General features: G+C 68.8%; 14 protein-coding genes. 9 read left to right on the plus strand and 5 right to left on the minus strand.

The features are described 5' to 3' along the window. Nucleotides 1-316 precede the first annotated feature (316 nt). The 4 genes from lon to IEY68_RS22950 all read left to right on the plus strand — a co-directional run bounded on the left by lon (nucleotide 317) and on the right by IEY68_RS22950 (nucleotide 6,383). Complete coding sequence (lon, locus tag IEY68_RS22935; protein WP_058856151.1) at nucleotides 317-2,605, plus strand: endopeptidase La; 2,289 nt, start codon at nucleotides 317-319, stop codon at nucleotides 2,603-2,605. Between the two features lie 443 nt (nucleotides 2,606-3,048). Continuing rightward, on the plus strand, nucleotides 3,049-3,708 hold the full coding sequence (gene sigK / locus IEY68_RS22940; RefSeq protein ID WP_058856106.1) for an ECF RNA polymerase sigma factor SigK: 660 nt from the start codon (nucleotides 3,049-3,051) through the stop codon (nucleotides 3,706-3,708). Further along, nucleotides 3,701-4,576: an anti-sigma factor gene (locus IEY68_RS22945; RefSeq protein ID WP_058856107.1), complete on the plus strand. Its 876-nt coding sequence runs from the start codon at nucleotides 3,701-3,703 to the stop codon at nucleotides 4,574-4,576. The genes sigK and IEY68_RS22945 overlap by 8 nt, the downstream gene beginning before the upstream one ends. A 208-nt stretch (nucleotides 4,577-4,784) precedes the next feature. After that, entirely contained in the window at nucleotides 4,785-6,383 is a 1,599-nt protein-coding gene (locus IEY68_RS22950) for a molybdopterin-dependent oxidoreductase (protein ID WP_082681536.1), read from the plus strand. A 25-nt stretch (nucleotides 6,384-6,408) separates the two neighbouring features. Here IEY68_RS22950 and IEY68_RS22955 read toward each other — a convergent pair whose 3' ends face one another. Then, on the minus strand, nucleotides 6,409-8,289 hold the full coding sequence (locus IEY68_RS22955) for an ABC transporter ATP-binding protein (RefSeq protein WP_058856108.1): 1,881 nt from the start codon (nucleotides 8,287-8,289) through the stop codon (nucleotides 6,409-6,411). Nucleotides 8,290-8,378: 89 nt separating this feature from the next. Then, the gene (locus IEY68_RS22960) at nucleotides 8,379-9,476 is read right to left on the minus strand and encodes a DNA polymerase IV (protein ID WP_058856109.1); all 1,098 of its coding nucleotides are present in this window, start codon (nucleotides 9,474-9,476) and stop codon (nucleotides 8,379-8,381) included. Between the two features lie 190 nt (nucleotides 9,477-9,666). Between IEY68_RS22960 and IEY68_RS36840 the strand changes: the two genes are divergently transcribed. Continuing rightward, the gene (locus IEY68_RS36840; RefSeq protein ID WP_199804976.1) at nucleotides 9,667-10,464 is read left to right on the plus strand and encodes an MFS transporter; all 798 of its coding nucleotides are present in this window, start codon (nucleotides 9,667-9,669) and stop codon (nucleotides 10,462-10,464) included. An 805-nt stretch (nucleotides 10,465-11,269) separates the two neighbouring features. Here IEY68_RS36840 and IEY68_RS22970 read toward each other — a convergent pair. After that, on the minus strand, nucleotides 11,270-13,021 hold the full coding sequence (locus tag IEY68_RS22970; protein ID WP_058856110.1) for a hypothetical protein: 1,752 nt from the start codon (nucleotides 13,019-13,021) through the stop codon (nucleotides 11,270-11,272). Beyond that, the gene (locus IEY68_RS22975; protein ID WP_062999077.1) at nucleotides 13,018-13,329 is read right to left on the minus strand and encodes a hypothetical protein; all 312 of its coding nucleotides are present in this window, start codon (nucleotides 13,327-13,329) and stop codon (nucleotides 13,018-13,020) included. The genes IEY68_RS22970 and IEY68_RS22975 overlap by 4 nt, the downstream gene beginning before the upstream one ends. Before the next feature lie 369 nt (nucleotides 13,330-13,698). Between IEY68_RS22975 and IEY68_RS22980 the strand changes: the two genes are divergently transcribed. Both IEY68_RS22980 and IEY68_RS22985 read left to right on the plus strand, forming a co-directional pair. Then, on the plus strand, nucleotides 13,699-16,506 hold the full coding sequence (locus tag IEY68_RS22980) for an FAD-binding and (Fe-S)-binding domain-containing protein (RefSeq protein WP_062999075.1): 2,808 nt from the start codon (nucleotides 13,699-13,701) through the stop codon (nucleotides 16,504-16,506). Nucleotides 16,507-16,784: 278 nt separating this feature from the next. After that, nucleotides 16,785-17,732, plus strand: coding sequence for a DNA-3-methyladenine glycosylase family protein (locus IEY68_RS22985; RefSeq protein WP_058856113.1), 948 nt, complete (start codon nucleotides 16,785-16,787; stop codon nucleotides 17,730-17,732). A 102-nt stretch (nucleotides 17,733-17,834) separates the two neighbouring features. Here the strand turns inward: IEY68_RS22985 and IEY68_RS22990 are convergent, their stop codons facing one another. Continuing rightward, on the minus strand, nucleotides 17,835-18,035 hold the full coding sequence (locus IEY68_RS22990) for a hypothetical protein (protein WP_058856153.1): 201 nt from the start codon (nucleotides 18,033-18,035) through the stop codon (nucleotides 17,835-17,837). Nucleotides 18,036-18,314: 279 nt separating this feature from the next. On the opposite strand from IEY68_RS22990, the gene IEY68_RS22995 reads away from it, so the two are divergent. Both IEY68_RS22995 and IEY68_RS23000 read left to right on the plus strand, forming a co-directional pair. Beyond that, nucleotides 18,315-18,551 carry a DUF397 domain-containing protein gene (locus IEY68_RS22995; protein WP_058856114.1) on the plus strand — a complete coding sequence of 79 codons (237 nt, stop codon included), beginning with the start codon at nucleotides 18,315-18,317 and terminating at the stop codon, nucleotides 18,549-18,551. Nucleotides 18,552-18,623: 72 nt separating this feature from the next. Beyond that, nucleotides 18,624-18,821, plus strand: coding sequence for a hypothetical protein (locus IEY68_RS23000; protein ID WP_058856115.1), 198 nt, complete (start codon nucleotides 18,624-18,626; stop codon nucleotides 18,819-18,821). The last annotated feature ends 5 nt before the right edge of the window (nucleotides 18,822-18,826 follow it).

Consider the following 18,826-nt stretch of genomic DNA (forward strand, 5'->3'; position numbering starts at 1 on the left):
GTCCGCCCGGCCGAGCTCCTCGGTCGCGTAACTCAGTCCCACCTCCAGCACGGAGGGGATCCGCGCGGACACCACTCCATGGCCTCACCTGCGACAACAGATGAGAAGAGGCGACAAGTTACCGACAGAAACATGAGAGAACGACACCGCGAATGAGAATCTACAATTCGCCGTGGGCGAACAACGGCGCGAGGTGGAACAAAGGCGACATCGGTGAAGTTGAGTGGGATTAGCTCAAGTATTGGAGGTTGTGTTCGTGACTACACCACTGAATCTTCCGGTGCTGTTCCTGACCGATCCCATCGTGCTCCCCGGGATGGTCGTGCCGATCGAACTGGACGAATCCGCGCAGGCGGCGATCGACGCAGCGCAGGCCGCGAAGACCGGGACAGTACTGCTGGCCCCGCGCCTGACCGAGGGTTACGCCGCCTACGGCGTGATCGCCACAGTCGAACAGATCGGCCGGATGCGCGGCGGTGCGGCGGCCGCGGTCCTCAAGGCGGAACGGCGCGCGAAGATCGGGCACGGCGTCACCGGCCCCGGCGCGGCGCTGTGGGTGGAGGCCGAACCGGTCGAGACCCCCGCCGCCGACGGTCGCACACGGGAACTGGCAGAAGAGTACAAGAAGCTTGTCGTCTCGGTGTTGCAACGGCGCGAGGCTTGGCAGATGGTCGACGCGTTCAACCAGCTCACCGATCCGTCCGCCATCGCCGATACCGCCGGTTACGCCGCTTATCTCACCGATGAGCAGAAACGCGAACTGCTCGAGACCCCGGATGTCGCGCAGCGGCTGAACCTGTTGATCGACTGGACCCGGGCCCATATCGCCGAAGCCGAGGTCACCGAGAAGATCGGTGACGAGGTCCGCGAGAACATGGAGAAGAGTCAGCGCGAATTCCTGCTGCGCCAACAGCTCAACGCCATCCGTAAGGAACTGGGCGAGGGCGAACCGGACGGCGCCGACGATTACCGCACCCGCGTAGAGCAGGCCGAACTGCCCGAGAACGTGCGCGAAGCGGCTCTGCGCGAGGTCGACCGGCTGGAGCGGTCCAGCGATCAGAGTCCCGAAAGCGGGTGGATCCGGACGTGGTTGGACACCGTGCTGGAACTGCCGTGGCAGGTCAAGACCACCGATTCCACCGATGTGACGGCGGCCCGGGCCGTGCTCGACGCCGACCACCACGGCCTGGACGAGGTGAAGGACCGGATGGTCGAGTACCTGGCGGTCCGCGCGCGGCGCGCGCGGCGCGGTCTGGAAGTCGTGGGTGGCCGCGGGTCCGGTGCGGTGCTGGTCCTCGCGGGACCGCCCGGGGTCGGTAAGACCTCGCTCGGTGAATCCGTAGCCCGGGCCCTGGGCCGCAAATTCGTACGCGTCGCCCTGGGTGGTGTGCGCGACGAAGCGGAGATCCGCGGACACCGGCGCACCTATGTGGGCGCGATGCCCGGCCGGATAGTGCGTGCGATCAATGAAGCCGGATCGATGAACCCGGTCGTACTGCTGGACGAGGTCGACAAGATCGGCTCGGATTTCCGTGGTGACCCCGCGGCGGCCCTGCTCGAGGTGCTCGATCCCGCACAGAACCACACTTTCCGCGACCACTACCTCGATTTGGACCTGGACCTGTCCGATGTGCTGTTCCTGGCCACGGCCAATGTCATGGACACCATCCCCGGCCCGCTGCTGGACCGGATGGAAGTGATCACCGTCGACGGGTACACCGAGGACGACAAGGTCGCCATCGCCCGCGACTTCCTGCTGCCCCGGCAGCTGGAACGCAATGCGCTCACCGTCGAAGAGGTCCAGGTCACCGACTTGGCGTTGCGCGAGATCGCGGCCGACTACACCAGGGAAGCCGGTGTCCGGCAGCTGGAACGGCTGCTCGCCAAAGCGCTGCGGAAGGCGGCGACCCGGCTGTCGGAGGTCGACGGGACCGCCGAAGCGCTGACCATCGATATCGGCGATCTGAAGGACTATCTCGGTCGGCCGCGCTTCACCCCGGATTCAGCGGAACGCACCGCCGTGCCGGGCGTGGCGACCGGGCTGGCGGTCACCGGTCTCGGGGGTGAGGTCCTCTACATCGAGGCCAACACCGCCGCGGGCGAACGCGCGCTGACACTGACCGGTCAGCTGGGCGACGTCATGAAGGAATCGGCGCAGATCGCGCTGACCTACGTGCGCTCGCATCTGGGTGAGATCGGTATCGAATCGGCGGTCCTGGACGGGAACCTGCACGTCCACGTGCCCGCCGGGGCCGTACCCAAGGACGGTCCGTCGGCCGGTGTCACCATGGTCACCGCGCTGGTTTCGCTGGCGCTGGGGCGCCCGGTGCGCTCCGATATCGGAATGACCGGCGAGGTCACGCTGAACGGCCGGGTGCTGCCGATCGGCGGGGTGAAGCAGAAACTGCTCGCCGCGCAGCGCGCGGGACTGAAGACGGTGTTCATTCCGGCCCGCAACGAACCCGACCTCGACGATGTCCCGGCCGATGTGCTGGCCGATCTCGACGTCCGTCCGGTGGGCGATGTCGCCGAGATCCTGGCCTACGCCATCGAACCGGTGCGCGAACCGGCCCTGGACGGCCGCACTCTGGCGGCCAGCGCCTGATCACCGGTCACGGGCCGCGGCACCTCCCCGCAGGGGCTGCCGCGGCCCTTTCTTGTCCAGCGGTTTCTTTCAGCCGATCGTGGCCCGGGCCCATCCGCGACGCCGCTCCACCCGAATTCCGTCCGGCAATGTTCGCGGTGCGGCCGTACAGGGGTCGTCCTGGCTGAAAGTGATGGGAATCCATGAAGAGCATGCAGCGCGTTGTGCTTGCGGCGGCGATCGTTTCGACCACCGCCCTGCTGGGGTCGACGGCCTGTACATGATCGACAAGGTCCTCATGCCGCCGGCCTGACCGTTTCGGACGCGGGTGCGGGCCGGGTGCACCAGACTGGCGCCATGATGCGTTGTGTTCTGCACGGTGATCTGAACAACAACCCGGGGAGTGCACCGATCCCGGCCGGGGGCTGTAGCGAACGCCTTGCCATGCAGTCCAGGGTGCGATCATGACGAAGGGGCCGGGGTCCGGCCCGATCCGGTTGGCCGATGCGGAGACCGGCGACGCGGCGGCCTGCCCGGTTCGCACCGACGGGTACGACGACCGGGCGACGCAACGACGGCTCGCCGATCTGCTGTCCGCCGCAGGCGACGGCGACCGGGAAGCGTTCACCCGGTTCTACCGGGAGACCAGTCCACGCGTATTCGGGCTGGCGCGGCGGATCCTGCGCAGCCCGGCGGCCGCCGAGGAAGCCACCCAGGAGGTATACCTCCAGGTCTGGTCCGCCGCGGCACGCTACGACCCGGCCCGGTCGAGCGCCATCGGCTGGCTGATGATGATCACGCACCGGCGCGCTGTCGACCGGGTACGGGCCGAGGAGTCGGCCACTGGCAGAGAAATCGTCTACGGGCACACTCATCTGGGACGCGATCACGACATCGTCTCCGAAACGGTGGATCAGCGCCTCGATGAGCAGGCGGTTCGCGACTGTCTCGAGGTGCTGACCTCCACCCAGCGTGAGGCGGTCGCCCTCGCCTACTACAGCGGGCGTACCTACCGCGAGGTGGCCGATCACCTCGAATCTCCGCTACCCACGATCAAGAGCCGCATCCGCGATGGTTTGAAGCGGCTCCAGAATTGCCTCGCAGGGGTTGTCTCCGATGCCTGATACCTCACCACCCGATTCGCCGGAGAACAGCGGCGACCTACTGGATCTCGCCTTTCCGTACGCCCTCGACGCGGTCGCCACCGCCGAGGGCGCGGAAATCGAACAGCGTTTGCACACCGCCGATCCCTCGACCGTCCGCGCGTTCGATGGCACTGTCCGAGAGGTGCGGGAAGCGATGGCGGCGCTGTCGGTTCTCGATGCCCAAGCACCCCCGGCCCGGGTCGAGGCCCGAATTCGCGCGGCACTCGATGGCGTGCCGGGAGCCCGGTCCACGGTGCAGGGGATCGCGCGGCCCGATTCGCCGCCGGACGATGCGCTCGGCTCGACCGAATCCACGCAAGCCGATCCGGCGACTACCCGGCCCGGTGCCGGCGGCGCAGCCGAATCGGCCCACGCCCGCGACCGTAAGCGGGCGCTTTCGCGCCGGTGGGCGCTGGCGGGCGCGGCGGCCGCGGTGGTGGTGGCCGTCGGTATCGCGGTCGGTGTGGGCGTGGTCGCGCAGCGTGGTGACGAGCCCGCCGGGACCGTGACCGCGCAGGAGGTGCTGGCCCAGCCCGACGCCCGGACCGCCAGTACTCCGATCGGTGCCGCCGGTGTCCTCACCGTCCACGTTTCCGATGCGCTGAGCGCGGCCACCGTGTCCTTCGCCGCGACACCCGCGCCGCCCCCTGGCAGCGACTATCAGCTGTGGCTGATCGACGCGAGCGGGATACCGCGTTCGGCAGGTGTGCTGACCGATCTTCCGGGTGCGAGCGATCCGTATGTCACCGAGTTCACCGGTTCGGATCAGCTCGCGATCACCCTGGAGCCGGACGGCGGATCACCGGCGCCCACCAGCGATCCGCTCGCGGCGCTCACGCTGGGCTGAGCCCGGCGTCCGGGCAGGGACGCACCCACGCCGTGGGCCCGCTCTGCGGTCGAGCGCAGCGTGGGCCACGGCCGTCCCGGTCAGATGCCCAGGACAGCAGCACCGGTGTCTTCCCCGCTGCGGCCAGGAGTGACACCATCCGGAGTGGACGATGTGACGAATTCCCAGCTGCCGGACGCCCCGCCCCGGCGGATGAACGAGGACGCTGATGCAGGACACAACGAGTTCGACCGGCCCCACCGGGCCGGATCAGCAGGACCCGGATACCACCGGACGGTTCGCGGCGGCACTGAGCGGTCTGGCGGCCGCCGCGGTCGTCCTCGGTATCGGTGAACTGGCGGCGGCCTTGATCGCCCCGGAGGCCTCGCCCTTCCTGGCCACCGGCGCGACCGTCGTCGACCACACACCCCGGGCATTACGCGAGTTTGCCATCGAACAGTTCGGTACGCGCGACAAACTCGTGCTTTTCCTGTGCATGGGTCTGATGATGGTGGTACTCGCCGTGGTGGCGGGCCTGCTGGAACGGCGTCGGCCCTACGGCAGTGCGCTGCTGGCGGGGCTCGCGGTGGCCGTGGGTGTCGCCGTGTTGCAGCGGCCGAACGCGACCGCGGCGTTCACGGTGCCGATCCTGCTCGGAGCCGCGGCCGGGGTGTGCACGCTCCGGGTGCTGATCACCAGGGCGCCACGCCACGCCGCCGCCGGCGGATCCGCGGAGGGCACAGCTACGGACGGCACCGACGCGTCGCGGCGGCGGTTCCTGGGGCTGGCCGCCGGGGCCCTTGTCCTCGCCGCCGGATCCGCCGCGGCCGGGCGGTGGGCGGGGGAACGAGCGCGGGCGGTGACCGCCGATCTGCGGCGGTTCGTGGTCCCGCGTCCACAGGTCGCGGCCGCACCCGTACCACCGGGCACCGATCCGCCCGTACCGGGAATCACCGATTTCATCACCCCCAACGACACGTTCTACCGGATCGACACCGCACTGCGGATACCCGCGTTGACCAGTGCCGACTGGCGGCTGCGGATCCACGGCATGGTGGAGCGCGAAATCGAGCTCACCATGGACGATCTGCTGCGGCGGCCCGCCGTGGAGAAGGTGATCACCCTGACGTGTGTGTCCAATGAGGTCGGCGGTGATCTGATCGGTAACGCGACCTGGATCGGATACCCGCTCGCCGACCTCCTCGCCGAGGCCGGGGTCCGGCCGGACGCGGATATGGTGCTGTCCACCAGCGCTGACGGTTTCACCGCGGGCACACCCGTCGCAGCGCTCACCGACGGTCGCGACGCCCTGCTCGCGGTGGGTATGAACGGTGAACCGTTATCGGTCGCGCACGGTTACCCGGCCCGGATGGTGGTGCCCGGTCTCTACGGATACGTCAGTGCCACGAAATGGGTCGTCGATCTGGAGATCACCAGATTCGATCGGGCCCAGGCCTATTGGACTCGCCGTGGTTGGTCGGCGTTCGGCCCGATCAAAACCGCTTCCCGTATCGATGTTCCGGCGGCCTTCGGCAGTGTCGCTCCGGGACCGGCGGTGGTGGCCGGGGTGGCCTGGGCTCAGCATCGCGGAGTGGCCGCCGTGGAGGTCCAGGTCGACGACGGTCCCTGGCAGCCGGCCGAACTGGCACCGGAGTACTCGCTGGACACCTGGCGTCAGTGGACCTGGCGCTGGGACGCGACACCCGGTTCGCACACACTGCGGGTGCGCGCCACCGACGGGACGGGGCGGGTGCAGACCGAGGAACGCGCCGACCCTGTGCCGGACGGCGCGACCGGCCGGCACAGCCGGACGGTCACCGTCCGATGACGGTGACCGTCCGGTCCGCTGGGCGCTATGCGGCCACCGGTGCCGGGTCGTCGGCGAACTGGGTCCGGTACAGCTCGGCGTAGCGCCCACCCGCGGCGAGCAGTTCGGTATGCGATCCGCGTTCCACGATGCCACCCGATTCGACCACCAGGATCTGATCGGCCGCACGCACGGTGGAGAGCCGGTGGGCGATAACCAAGGCGGTCCGGCCCTGCAACGCTGCGGTCAATGCCGCCTGCACCGCTGCCTCGGAGGTGGAGTCGAGGGAAGCCGTCGCCTCGTCCAGCACCACCACGCGCGGCTGTTTGAGCAGCAGCCGGGCAATGGTGAGTCGCTGGCGCTCCCCGCCGGAAAGGCGATAGCCGCGTTCCCCGACCACCGTGTCCAGACCGTCGGGCAGGTCGGCGATCAGATCGCCCAGGCGTGCCCGTTCCAGCGCGTCCCACAGCTGCTCCTCCTCGGCCTCCGGGGCCGCCAGCAACAGATTGGCCCGGATGGTGTCGTGGAACAGATGCCCGTCCTGGGTGACCAGGCCGACGGTTTCCTGAATCGATTCCATGGTGAGTCCGCGGATATCGGCGCCGTTGAGCCGGACAGCGCCCGAATCCACGTCGTAGAGGCGCGAAACCAGCTGTGCGATAGTCGATTTACCGGCACCCGAGGAACCGACCAGGGCGATGAGCTGACCGGGCTCGGCTCGTAGCGACACCCCGTGCAGCACTTCCTCACCGCCGCGGGTGTCCAGTGTCGCCACCTCCTCCAGTGAAGCGAGCGAAACCTTGTCCGCGGCGGGGTATCCGAATCGCACATCGTCGAGTTCCACCGCTACGGGTCCGGTGGGCACCGGCCGCGCATCGGGTGCGTCCTCGATCAGGGGCCGCAGATCGAGGACCTCGAAGACCCGCTCGAAACTGACCAGCGCGGACATGATCTCCATCCGGGCACTGGCCAGTGCGGTGAGCGGTGAGTACAGCCTGGTCAGCAGCAGCGACAGGGCCACCACCGCGCCCGCGTCCAGTTGCCCGCGCAGTGCGTACCATCCGCCCAGGCCGTAGACGAGCGCGACGGCCAGGGCCGAAACCAGTGTCAACGCGGTGACGAACACGGTCTGCAACATCGCGGTGCGCACGCCGATATCGCGTACGCGTTGCGCGCGCACGGCGAACTCGGCCGATTCCTGAGCCGGTCGGCCGAAGAGTTTCACCAGGGTCGCGCCCGGCGCGGAGAAGCGCTCGGTCATCTGTGTGCCCATCGACGCGTTCAATCCCGCTGCCTCACGCTGGATATCGGCCAGCCGGTCGCCCATCCGCCGGGCGGGGATCACGAATACCGGTAGCAGGAGCAACGCGAGCAACGTGATCTGCCAAGACAATTGGAGCATCACCAGCAGGGTGAGCGCCACAGTGACGATATTGGCGACCACGCCGGACAGCGTGTCGCTGAACGCGCGCTGCGCGCCGATCACATCGTTGTTCAACCGGCTGACCAGCGCACCGGTCCTGGTCCGGGTGAAGAACGCGACCGGCATGCGCTGTACGTGATCGAATACGGCGGTCCGCAGGTCGAGGATCAGGCCCTCGCCGATACGTGCCGACAGCCATCGGATGGCCAGGCCCATTCCGGCATCGAGAATCGCGAGCCCCGCGATCGCCGACGCGAGGAGGATCACCGTCCGTGGCGGCGATCCGGCGAAGATATCGTCGATCACCCGGCCCGCTAGCAGCGGTGTGGCGACCACCAGTACCGCCGCGGCCACACTGAGTACCAGGAAGGCGCTCAGCCGCCGCTGATGCGGCCGGGCGAACCGCAGGATGCGCCGTGCCGTGGTGAGGCTGAACGCCCGCTGCTCCTCGGGTGCGTGCATGCGCCGGTACATCTGGTCCCAGGCCACCGATTCCATGCTCATCTGACATGTCCTTCCGCTCCGGAGCTCGATTCAACTCCAGTGCACCGACACTAAAAGCTCAACCATCCTCGAGGTCAAGCGCCGATCGATCAGGAGTCGCCGGTGCCGGATGTCTCCGCGACCGGTGCGAGTTCGAGGCGGACGCCGAGCAAGCGGACCGGGCGATCCAATGGGAAGCGATCCAGCACCCGCAGCGCGGCTTCGACGATCGTGGGGATATCGGTGGTGGGCTCGGGCAGTTTGGACTGTTTGCTGCGTGTGTAGAAGGTGCTGGTGCGCACGGTGACGGCCACCCGGGTCGCGATACGACCCGCCGCCGTGATCTCCGCGGCGACCTCCGCCGCCAGCCGGGCGACCTGCGCGCCGATCTCCGCACGGTCCTCGAGATCTCGGGGAAAGGTCTCCGACCTGCTGCGCCCCACCGCCGGTGGCGGTTTGGTCACCACCTCGGTATCACCGGCGCCGCGCCCCATGACCCACAGATAGGGCCCGTTGGCCGGCCCGAACTCGGCCGCGAGCCGCGACCGGTCGGCGGCCATCAGATCCCCGACCGTACGCACATCCAGTTCGGCCAGCCGGGCCGCGATCCGGCTACCGATTCCCCAGAGCGCGTCGGTCGGACGATGTGCCATCACCTCCGCCCAGTTGGCGGCGGTGAGCCGGAACATCCCGCTGTGCGCTCCCGGAGGGTCGCCCCTGGTATCACCGGATTTCCCGACCGATTTGGCGAAACCGGTGGCCATTTTCGCGGTGAGTTTGTTGTCGCCGATACCGATCGCGCAGGTGAGGTCCAGTTCCGCGACGGCGGCCCGGATCGCCCGTGCCAACTGTTCGGGATCGTCGGTATCGGCCGCCACGAACGCCTCGTCCCATCCCCAGACCTCGACCTGGTCGGTGAACGAGCGCAGCCGCGCCATGACTTCCTCGGACGCCTCCTCGTAGCAGGGGACGTCCAAGGGCAGGAACACCGCGTCCGGACATCTGCGCGCCGCCGACCGCAACGCCATTCCCGCACGCACTCCGAAGGCGCGCGCCGGGTACGACGCGCAGGTCACGACCTTGCGCGGTTCCTCCGGGTCGCCGTTTCCGCCCACGATCACCGGCTGTCCGCGCAGTTCCGGATGGCGCCGGAACTCCACCGCGGCCTGGAATTGGTCGAGGTCGACGTGCAAGAGCCATCTGGCCACGACTCCGTCTTACTCCACCGGGGTGACAAGACGGTGGATATCGGGCAGAGCGTCCCGGGTGCACGCCCGGTGTCCGGGCTCGGTCCGGCCCCGTGAATGTGGGATTCGCGACGTCGTCCGGGGGTGTCGGGCAGCCCGCCGAAAGCCGTAGGTTACTGGGGCATCACCTGTTTCCTATCGGGAGGTGGCGGTGACGGCAGATCTCAGTGGGGCGGCGGCGCTCGTGACTCCGGCGGCCACGCGCCGGCTGGTCCCGGCCCTTCTGCTCGTCGCGCTGGTCGTAGCTGTCGTCGGCAGCCTCGGCGCGCCCCTGATCACCTCGGTATCCGACGAGTTCGAGGTATCGCTGACGGCCGCGCAGTGGACCCTCACCGCGCCGCTGCTGGTCGGCGCGATCGCCACGCCCGTACTGGGCCGGCTCGGCGCCGGTCCGTACCGGCGCCGAGTAGTGCTGGTAACGCTCGCCCTGGCTGTGGTGGGCGGGCTGCTGACCGTGATACCACCGTCGTTCGGCTGGCTGTTGGCCGGGCGGGTGGCCCAGGGCGCGGGACTGGGGCTGACCGCGCTGATGATGGGTATCGCTCGCGACCATCTGCCGGCCGAACGGTCCGGTCCGGTCATCGCGCTGCTCTCGGTCGCCTCCGCCGTCGGTATCGGTGTCGGTTATCCGCTGGCGGGACTTCTCACCGAGGTCGGCGGACTGGGCCCGGCCTACGGCCTCGGTCTGCTGATCACCGTGATCGCGTGGGCGGCGGCATGGGCGACGATGCCCCAGTCGCCGCCCGGGCGTTCGTCGGCGGTCGATGCCCCAGTCGCCGCCCGGGCGTTCGTCGGCGGTCGATGCACCAGGGGCCGTACTGCTGGGTGGCGGGCTGGTGGCACTGCTGCTCACAATCGGTCAGACCGCGCTGTGGACCGACCGTCCGGCAGTCGCGTTCGCGCTGGTGGCCGCGGCCGCCGTACTGTTCGCCGGCTGGATCCACCATGAACGCCGGTGCGCCGACCCGCTGGTGGACCTCACCCTGCTGCGCACCCCGGCGGTGGCGGGCGCGAATATCGTCATGCTGCTCGGCGGTATCGGTATGTATCTGCTGCTGACCCTGGTGACCCGCTACGTGCAGACGCCCGCCGGGGCGGGGTACGGCTTCGGCGTGGATGTTTTCGTCGCGGGCCTGGTGCTGGTGCCGTTCTCCGTACTGGGTTTTGTGGGCGGAAAGGTGGTGCCACCGCTGCGCCGGCGATTCGCCACGGCGACGGTGCTCGCCGCCGGAGCCACCGCGGTCCTGGTGGCGCTCGCCCTGTTCGCCGCCTGCCGGAGCCAGCTGTGGCTCGCGTTCACCGTGATGGGTGTGCTCGGGCTGGGCGTCGGTATCTTCTCGGCGGCGATGCCGGCGGCGATCCTCGCGGTCACCCCGGCGGCCGAAACCTCCAGCGCGATGAGTTTCAACGGGGTGGTCCGCAGTGTCGGCTTCTCCATCGGTAGTGCGCTGGGCGGGTTGACGCTGGCTGCCTACATACCGGCGGGCGCTACCTTCCCCGACCCCGCGGGATATACGACGGCGGCCTGGCTCGGGGCAGCGGCGATGGCGGTGACGATCGTTGTCGCGCTCATATTTCGACGCACTACGCGGCGAGCTACAGCTGTTTCGTGACGCGGCGGTGCGGAACCCACACGTGCCGGACGATCGGCAATCATGCTCGAACCCCACTGCCGCGCCCGGCTGTGGTCACCACCGAGCCGGGCACCGCGACCGCCGGTGACGGATGTCGTTGCGCCGGAACAGCCTCGGGGCTCATCGCTGACCGGCGCTTTCGCTCTCCGGTTCCGTAGCGAGCACGATGCTGGAGGTGGGCCGCACCCGGTCTTCATCGCCTGCGGGCCGGGCGGCTTGCGCTGTGGCCAGGCCCCGCAGGCTGGAAAAGGCGGTGGCCGTGTTCGTATCGTCTACTGCCGTCCGGGCGAGTCCGGTGGAGGAAGGCGCCGGGCTCTCGTTGCCGACGGAGCCCTGCACCGACTGGGTTTCGGTCTTCGCCGGTTGTTCGGGCGCGGCGGCTTCCCCGCCCTGGGACTTATTGCCCGCATCCTGGGCCACCGGAGCGGCAGCTGCGCTGTCGCCGGTGGCTGGGGATCCGGTGGCTGGGAATTCGGTGGCGCTGTCGCCGGTGGCCGAGGCACCGGCCGGGGCGGACGAACCCGTCGGGGAACCGGGTGATGCCGCGGAATCGGTTGCGCCCTGGTTGTCGACCGCGTCGATGATCGCGGCGGTGGCCTCGCCTCCGGCCGTGATGATCTCGTCGAGATTTCCGGCGAGTGTCGCGACCGCGGAGATCATGTCGGGAATGGTTCCGGTGATCGTGCCGACCGCGGTGACCATGGCGGTGATATCGGAGGGGGACCAGCTTCCGGAAGTGTCGGTGGCGGGGTTTTCGGTGGTGGCGGGGTTTCCGGTGGTGGCGGGGTTTCCGGTGGTGGCGGGGCTTTCGGTGGTGGCGGGGTTTCCGGTGGTGGCGGGGTTTCCGGTGGTGGCGGGGTTTCCGGTGGTCGCGGGGTTTCCGGTGGTCGCGGGACTTTCGGTGGAGGCCGGTGTCGTGGTCAGCGCAAGGCTGGACGGTGCGTCCTGACTACTGTTCGGGCTCTGCGTCACCGCTGCGGGAGTCGTCCCGGTAAGCGGTGTCTCCCCGCTCGGTGCCGTTGCCGCGATGGGTGAGCCGAGGACGGCCGAGTAGGTAGGTTGTCCGGCCGTGTAGGTGAGGTCGGACTCGGCTGCGAGCAGACCCCCGGGTGAGACGAAGGCGCCGGGCCGCACCGCGTCCAGGGCGGTGAGCAGTTGCTCGTAGGCGCCGGATACGGTCGTGTGCGCGTCGGTGCACAGCGTGGTGAACGTGGCGATCCGCGCATCGATTTCGGGCACGAAGACCTGGTCCAGCCAATTGCGGCAGACCGTTTCCGGATCCACGCCGTCCGCGTACGTTTCGGGGAGTTCGGTGCGCAGCCGCTCCCGTACCGATTCGCCGGCGGTATCGCCCTGTCCGCGAGCGATATCGATGAACCCGTCGATCTGCTGAGCCGTCTTGCCCGCGGCCGCGTCCGGATCGAAACCGGTTCGGGCGGCGTCGGCTTTCTGCCGTAAGGCACCGTCGATCTGTTCGACCGCGGTGGTGGCGGCCGTCCGGACGGCGGTCAGAGAATCCAGGCCGGTACTGATCCGGCTGCCCGCGTCGTCGAGGAACTGCTGGGCATCGGCGGCCGCGGCGGATCCGTTCCACAAACCGGGCACTCGCCCGAACCACGCGGTCTGGGTCCCGGCCTCGTCGTCGACCCGTCCGTCCAGCTCCTCGGCCAGGACCGTGGCGAAATCGCGCAGGGTGGCGAGATCCAGCCCGCGCTGCTGGTCGTAGGCGGCGGCCAGCGTGTGGTAGTCCCCGCCCGCCGGAACACGCCCGGTCCATTCGCGGTAGCGGGGAAGGAAGACCTCGAAGTACCGCAGCCCCTCCGTGCCGGTATCCAGGACGGCATCGGCGCCGGCGTCATCGGCGGTTCTCATTCGAATACTCCCGCGACCGCGCCGAGGTTGGTGGCCGTGGCCTGATCCACACCGGCGCAACTGTCCGCGCTGGCGCGTAACGCCGTCCCGCAATCGTTCACGCAGTTGGCCCAGGAGAACAGGTAGCGGCTGATATCGGCGAGGCCCTGGCCCAGGCGTTCGCCGGTGGTGCGGTAATCGCGGCCCGCGTCGGAGGATTCGAACCCGCGCAGGCAGTCCGCGGCGCGTAGTGCGGCGGCATTGATCTCCCCGGCCGATCCCCGAAGTTCCCCTGCGATGCCCTGCACCGCTGCGATATCCATCAACATATCGATCTCTCCCCGTGCTTCGGCGGCAATCCGCACCGCCGGGGTCCGCCCGGACGACGGACCACAGGATCCGTCCGGGCCGGCGCGAATCCTGCTCTGCTACAAGGTTGGACGGCAGTGAACGAAGGCAGGTTCCCGACCGACCGGAATTTTCCTTGCCGTTCACGGCGCCGAGAGCTGTTCGGGCAGATCGCCGTCCCCGTGAGCCCGGGAAGGTGCGGCCGCGTGGGCGTCCCGGCGCCCACGCGTGCGGTCCCCGACCGAGACCGAGCCCTGCGGTCGCGGACTTCTTCTGCGACAACTCACCGAGGACGGCAGCGCGGTGGCGAGTCCCGATAGAACCCGGGCCGCGAGCCTAGGCTGGTTCGTGTGACCGACCAGGACGTACGACGGGACACCCTCGCGCGGCATCTGCGCGCGCGGATCGGTATCGACGCGGTGGATATCTCCCGCCGCCGGCGGGTGGAGTACTCATCGGATGCCTCGAACTACCGGGTGCTACCCGAGGCGGTCGTCTTCCCCCGCACCGACGAGGACGTGGCCGCGGTACTGGAGGTCGCGCGAGCCGAGGGGACGGTCCTCACCCCGCGTGGCGGCGGCACCTCGGTCGCGGGGAACGCGGTCGGCCCCGGCATCGTCGTCGATTTCAGCAGGTACATGACCGGTATCGCCGATATCGATCCGCAGCGCCGGACCGTCCGGGTGCAGCCGGGCGTGGTGCTGTCGGACCTGCAGCGCCGGGCGCGGGAACACGGACTGCGCTTCGGACCCGATCCGTCCACCCAGAACCGTTGCACTCTCGGCGGGATGATCGGCAACAACGCCTGCGGGCCACATGCCATCGCCTGGGGTCGTACCTCCGACCGGGTCCGGGAGCTGCGGATCATCGACGGCACCGGTGCGAACCGCCGGCTGGCGGATTCCCTGGACGCGGTTCCGGGACTGCCCGAGTTCACCGCGCGCTCGCTCGCCGTGCTGCGCACCGATCTGGGCCGATTCGAGCGGCAGGCATCGGGCTACGGCCTGGAACATCTGCTGCCGGAACGGGGCGGGTCGGTGGCGGGTTCCTTCGTCGGTGCCGAGGGGACCTGCGGTGTGCTGCTCGAGGCCGAGGTGGAACTGGTGGAGCTTCCGCCCGCGACCCTGCTGGTCGTACTCGGCTACCCGGATCTGGCTGCCGCCGCCGACGATATCGCCGCGGTGGTGTCGGTCGCGCCGGTCGCGGTGGAGGGTATCGACGCCCGGCTGGTCGATATGGTGCGGGCGCACGGCCGCCGGGTCCCCGACCTTCCACGCGGTAACGGCTGGCTTTTCGTGGAACTGGCCGGGGAGAACACGGCCGCGACCCATGCCGTCGCGCGGACGCTGTGCGCGGCGGCCGGGGCCCTGGATACGCGGATCATCGAGGATCCGCGAGCCGCGGCCGCGCTGTGGCGTATCCGGGCCGACGGGGCGGGTCTGGCCGGCCGGACCCGCGACGGCGAGCCGGCCTGGCCGGGCTGGGAGGACGCGGCGGTTCCGCCTGCCCGGCTCGGTGCCTACCTGCGCGATTTCGAGGAGCTGACACGCGAGCACAAGGTCGACGGACTGCTCTACGGGCATATCGGCGACGGTTGTATCCATGTGCGGCTGGACCTGCCGATAGCGACCGCGCCGGAGCGATTCCGGGCATTCCTGACCGACGCGGCGCATCTGGTGGTGGGCCACGGTGGTTCGCTCAGCGGCGAACACGGCGACGGCCGGGCCCGTTCGGAACTGCTGGAGATCATGTACTCAGCCGAGGTCCGCGCGGTCTTCGCCGGTTACAAGGCACTGTTCGATCCCGCGAACATCCTCAACCCGGGTGTTCTGGTGGATCCGCGCCCACTGGACGCCGATCTACGGCTGGTGGGCCTGCCGCCGCTGCCGCGGGCCGATGGTTTCGCGTTCGGCGGCGACGCCGGGGACCTGTCGACCGCGGTGCACCGCTGTGTCGGTGTGGGCAAATGCCGGGCCGATACCCGAGCCGTGGGTGGTTTCATGTGCCCCTCCTACCTGGCGACAGCCGATGAGAAGGACACCACCCGGGGCCGAGCTCGGGTGCTGCAGGAGGTCGTCCGGGGCGAACTGGACTGGTCGGCGCCCGCGGTGGCCGAATCACTGGATCTGTGTCTTTCCTGTCGGGCCTGCGGGACGGATTGCCCGGCGGGTGTCGATATGGCGACCTACAAATCCGAGACCCTGTATCGCCGCTACCGGCGGCGGTTGCGCCCCCGCGACCACTACACGCTGGGCATGCTCCCACGCTGGCTCTCCGGTGCGACCCGGGTGCCGCGGCTGATCAACGCCCTGGCCGGCGCCGGGACATTGCGCAGGCTGGGTATGCGGGCGGCCGGGGTCGATCCGCGCCGCGGCGTACCGGAACTCGCGCCGCGTCCGTTCCGGCGGATCTGGCGGCGGGAATCGGAGAACCAGCAGGTTACGGAAGCGAACGCGACCACCGTGATGCTCTGGGTGGATACCTTCACCAACGCCTTCGATCCGGAGATCGCGCTGGCGGCCGTGCGCCTGCTCAACTCCCTCGGATACCGGGTGGTGGTGCCGCGCCGGCCGGTGTGCTGCGGGCTGACCTGGATCAGTACCGGGCAATTGGACGGCGCCCGGGCGCGGTTACGTGCCACGCTCGGTGCTCTGGAAGCCCATGTACGGGCCGGTGGCCTGGTGGTCGGTCTCGAACCTTCCTGTACCGCGGCACTACGCGCCGATCTGCCGGAACTGTTGCCCTCCGATCCCCGTTCCGCACCGGTCGCGGCCGCGGTTCGTACGCTCGCCGAGTTCCTGACCGCGCACCCGGACTGGCAGCCGCCGAGTCGTCCGGGTTTGTCGATGGTGGTGCAGCCGCACTGCCATCATTATTCGGTGCTGGGATTCGAGGCCGATCGCCGGATATTTGCCCAGATGGGGGTGAAGGTGACCGAAGTTGCGGGATGCTGCGGTCTGGCCGGAAATTTCGGAATGCAGAAAGGGCATTACGAGATATCGGCAGCGGTGGCGGCCAACGGAATACTACCGGCGATCGACGGAGCCGGTCCGGATGCGGTGGTCGTCGCAGACGGATTCTCCTGTCGCACCCAGGCCGCCCACCTGGCCGCGCGACAGGGCAGACATCTCGCGCAGATTCTATTGGAGGACAGCTGATTTCGATTGTTCAGCGGCTCCGTGGCAGCCGGGGGAGCGGCCGATCCGTACGGGGCGGCCACACCTCCGGAAAGATCAACTTCCGAAAGGAAGAGTCCCGGGTGGAATCTCGTACCCGGAGCTGCCCGCGAATACCGACCCCCAAAGTTCGAGCAGCCAATTGAGTGCCTCGGTGATCATAGGAACCCTCCATTCACGGCAAGAACCGTATATTTGCTCAACCCTCGTCTTCATCGTCGTGCAATAGGGCACTGTTACTCGCGGCAGCGCACAATGACATGGTGCCAGTCCGAACAGCGGGACCCGCCGACGACGCGTGGGCGACCCGGACAGTGTCCGCCGACGCCCCGGTCCACCTCGCCCATACTCTCGCGCCGTTGCGCCGCGGGCCCGGCGACCCCTGTCACCAGATCACCCCGGACGGGGCGCACTGGCATACCTCGCGGATGCCGACCGGGCCGGTCACCTACCGGCTGGTCCAGGACGATCCGGTCACCGTCACCGCGGATGCCTGGGGTGCGGGCACCGCGGAGTTCCTCGACGGGCTCGATCGCATGCTGTGCCTGGATGAGAAGGTCGACGATTTCGTCGCCATCCATCCCACGGTGGCGGCCGCGCACCAGCGGCACCCCGGGCTGCGGATGCTGCGCACCGGCCGGGTACTCGAAGCACTGGTCCCCGCGATCCTGGAACAGAAGGTGACCATTGTTTCCGCCCACGCCGCGTGGCGCCGCCTGCTGCACAGCTTCGGTAGCCCGCCGCCCGGTCCGGCCCCGGAGGGAATGCGGGTGCCGCCGGATGCGGCGACCTGGAGCCGGATCCCGTCATGGGGCTTCCACCGCGCCAATGTCGGGCCGCAGCGCTGGCAGACGGTCGTACGCGCGGCTCGTGTCGCCGACTCGCTGGAGCGGACGGTCGCCCTGCCGCCGGGTGAGGCCGCGCGCCGGCTCCGTACGATCCCCGGAATAGGGGAGTGGACGGCCGCGGAAACCGCCCAGCGCGCTTTCGGCGACGCCGACGCGCTCTCGGTGGGTGATTTCCATCTGGCGTCGATCGTCGGCTGGACTCTGCTCGGTCGCGATATGGACGACGCCGAGATGATCAACTACCTCGAACCGGTACGTCCACATCGATACCGCACCATCCGTCTGCTCGAGATCAGCGGGCAAGCTCGTAAGCCGCGGTTCGGTCCGCGCGCTTCGGTCACCGATCACCGCTGGCACTGAGCCGGTAGCGGGATTCGCGAACGCGGAACCGGGTGTTCTCAGGTCCATCGGGCCGCCCGAATCGGGCCGGTGACCGGCCGTTACGGCGGCGGAACCGGGCCGCTACTGGAGGGCGCGGTTGTCCAGAACGCAGCGCCCCGACTCTACGAGGGTGGCTCGGGCGCGCCGGCGGACCCGGCACTCGTCGACTGTGCAGTCCAAGTGCAACTGCATTGCCGAATGGGCTTGTTCAAGGGTCATCACGCCGGGATCGGCACCGCAGGCGAGCAGTGTGGGGACCGGGGCGTCCAGATTCAACCGCATCACACGACCTCCTTCTGAACCCGCGGCCGACTCCTGTTGTCCGCGGTGGTTTTCCGGGTGTGTACATACGACCAACAGCTCACCATAGGCCGAGAACGGCGCATATGGTGTGAGATTCGGGGGTTTTACCGGTACCGAATTGCGAAATTTCTTGTAGACGGGTGTAAACCCGGCGCCGACGAGGCTGCGCGTAGCATCGCGATACATGCTGGTGGCGCGCTGCGCCGGGGCCCTCGACACGAAACACGGCGATTTCCACGGCGGCGAAGGAGAACCTGGATGAGCATCGACAACGGTACGAAGGTGGACCTGTCCGGCGCCCACTGGGTGAGTGGCGCGGACGGTGCGAGCGCCGGCGTGCCGGGTACCCATAACGTGGAGATCGCGATGCTCGCCGACGGTCACGTCGGGATGCGCGACGGTAAGAACCCCGATGGACCGGTTCTGGTCTTCACCCCCGGGGAGTGGGCGGCGTTCACCGCCGGTGTGCGCGACGGCGAGTTCGACCGGCCCTGATCCCTTTCTTCCGGCTGCGCATGCCGCGAGCACTGCGTTTGGGTCCATAAGGTAACGGGTACACAACGATATGTGGACCCAGGGATCAAGAATTTGTATCCCCGGCTCCGCAAGTTCGGGCCCGGCGACGGCGTCGCATGGTTGATCGTCGGCCTGCTCTTTGCGGCATCCGGGGTGGGTGTGTTCGTACTCACCGGCTCTGTGCTCTCGGCGCTGTTCGTCGGAGTGCTGGTGGGGCTGGTCACGACCGGTGTTGTCGCGATGTTGTGACGCCC

The organism is Nocardia jinanensis (assembly GCF_014645735.1).
Lineage (GTDB): Bacteria > Actinomycetota > Actinomycetes > Mycobacteriales > Mycobacteriaceae > Nocardia > Nocardia jinanensis.

Bases quoted from the DNA above. Each gene is read 5' to 3' on its own strand.
- IEY68_RS22950 (WP_082681536.1), top strand. From the start codon at position 4,785: ATGCAGGACACAACGAGTTCGACCGGCCCCACCGGGCCGGATCAGCAG.
- lon (WP_058856151.1), top strand. From the start codon at position 317: ATGGTCGTGCCGATCGAACTGGACGAATCCGCGCAGGCGGCGATCGAC.
- sigK (WP_058856106.1), top strand. From the start codon at position 3,049: ATGACGAAGGGGCCGGGGTCCGGCCCGATCCGGTTGGCCGATGCGGAG.
- IEY68_RS22970 (WP_058856110.1), bottom strand. From the start codon at position 13,021: ATGAGAACCGCCGATGACGCCGGCGCCGATGCCGTCCTGGATACCGGC.
- IEY68_RS22945 (WP_058856107.1), top strand. From the start codon at position 3,701: ATGCCTGATACCTCACCACCCGATTCGCCGGAGAACAGCGGCGACCTA.
- IEY68_RS22985 (WP_058856113.1), top strand. From the start codon at position 16,785: ATGGTGCCAGTCCGAACAGCGGGACCCGCCGACGACGCGTGGGCGACC.
- IEY68_RS22955 (WP_058856108.1), bottom strand. From the start codon at position 8,289: ATGAGCATGGAATCGGTGGCCTGGGACCAGATGTACCGGCGCATGCAC.
- IEY68_RS22995 (WP_058856114.1), top strand. From the start codon at position 18,315: ATGAGCATCGACAACGGTACGAAGGTGGACCTGTCCGGCGCCCACTGG.
- IEY68_RS22990 (WP_058856153.1), bottom strand. From the start codon at position 18,035: ATGCGGTTGAATCTGGACGCCCCGGTCCCCACACTGCTCGCCTGCGGT.
- IEY68_RS22975 (WP_062999077.1), bottom strand. From the start codon at position 13,329: ATGTTGATGGATATCGCAGCGGTGCAGGGCATCGCAGGGGAACTTCGG.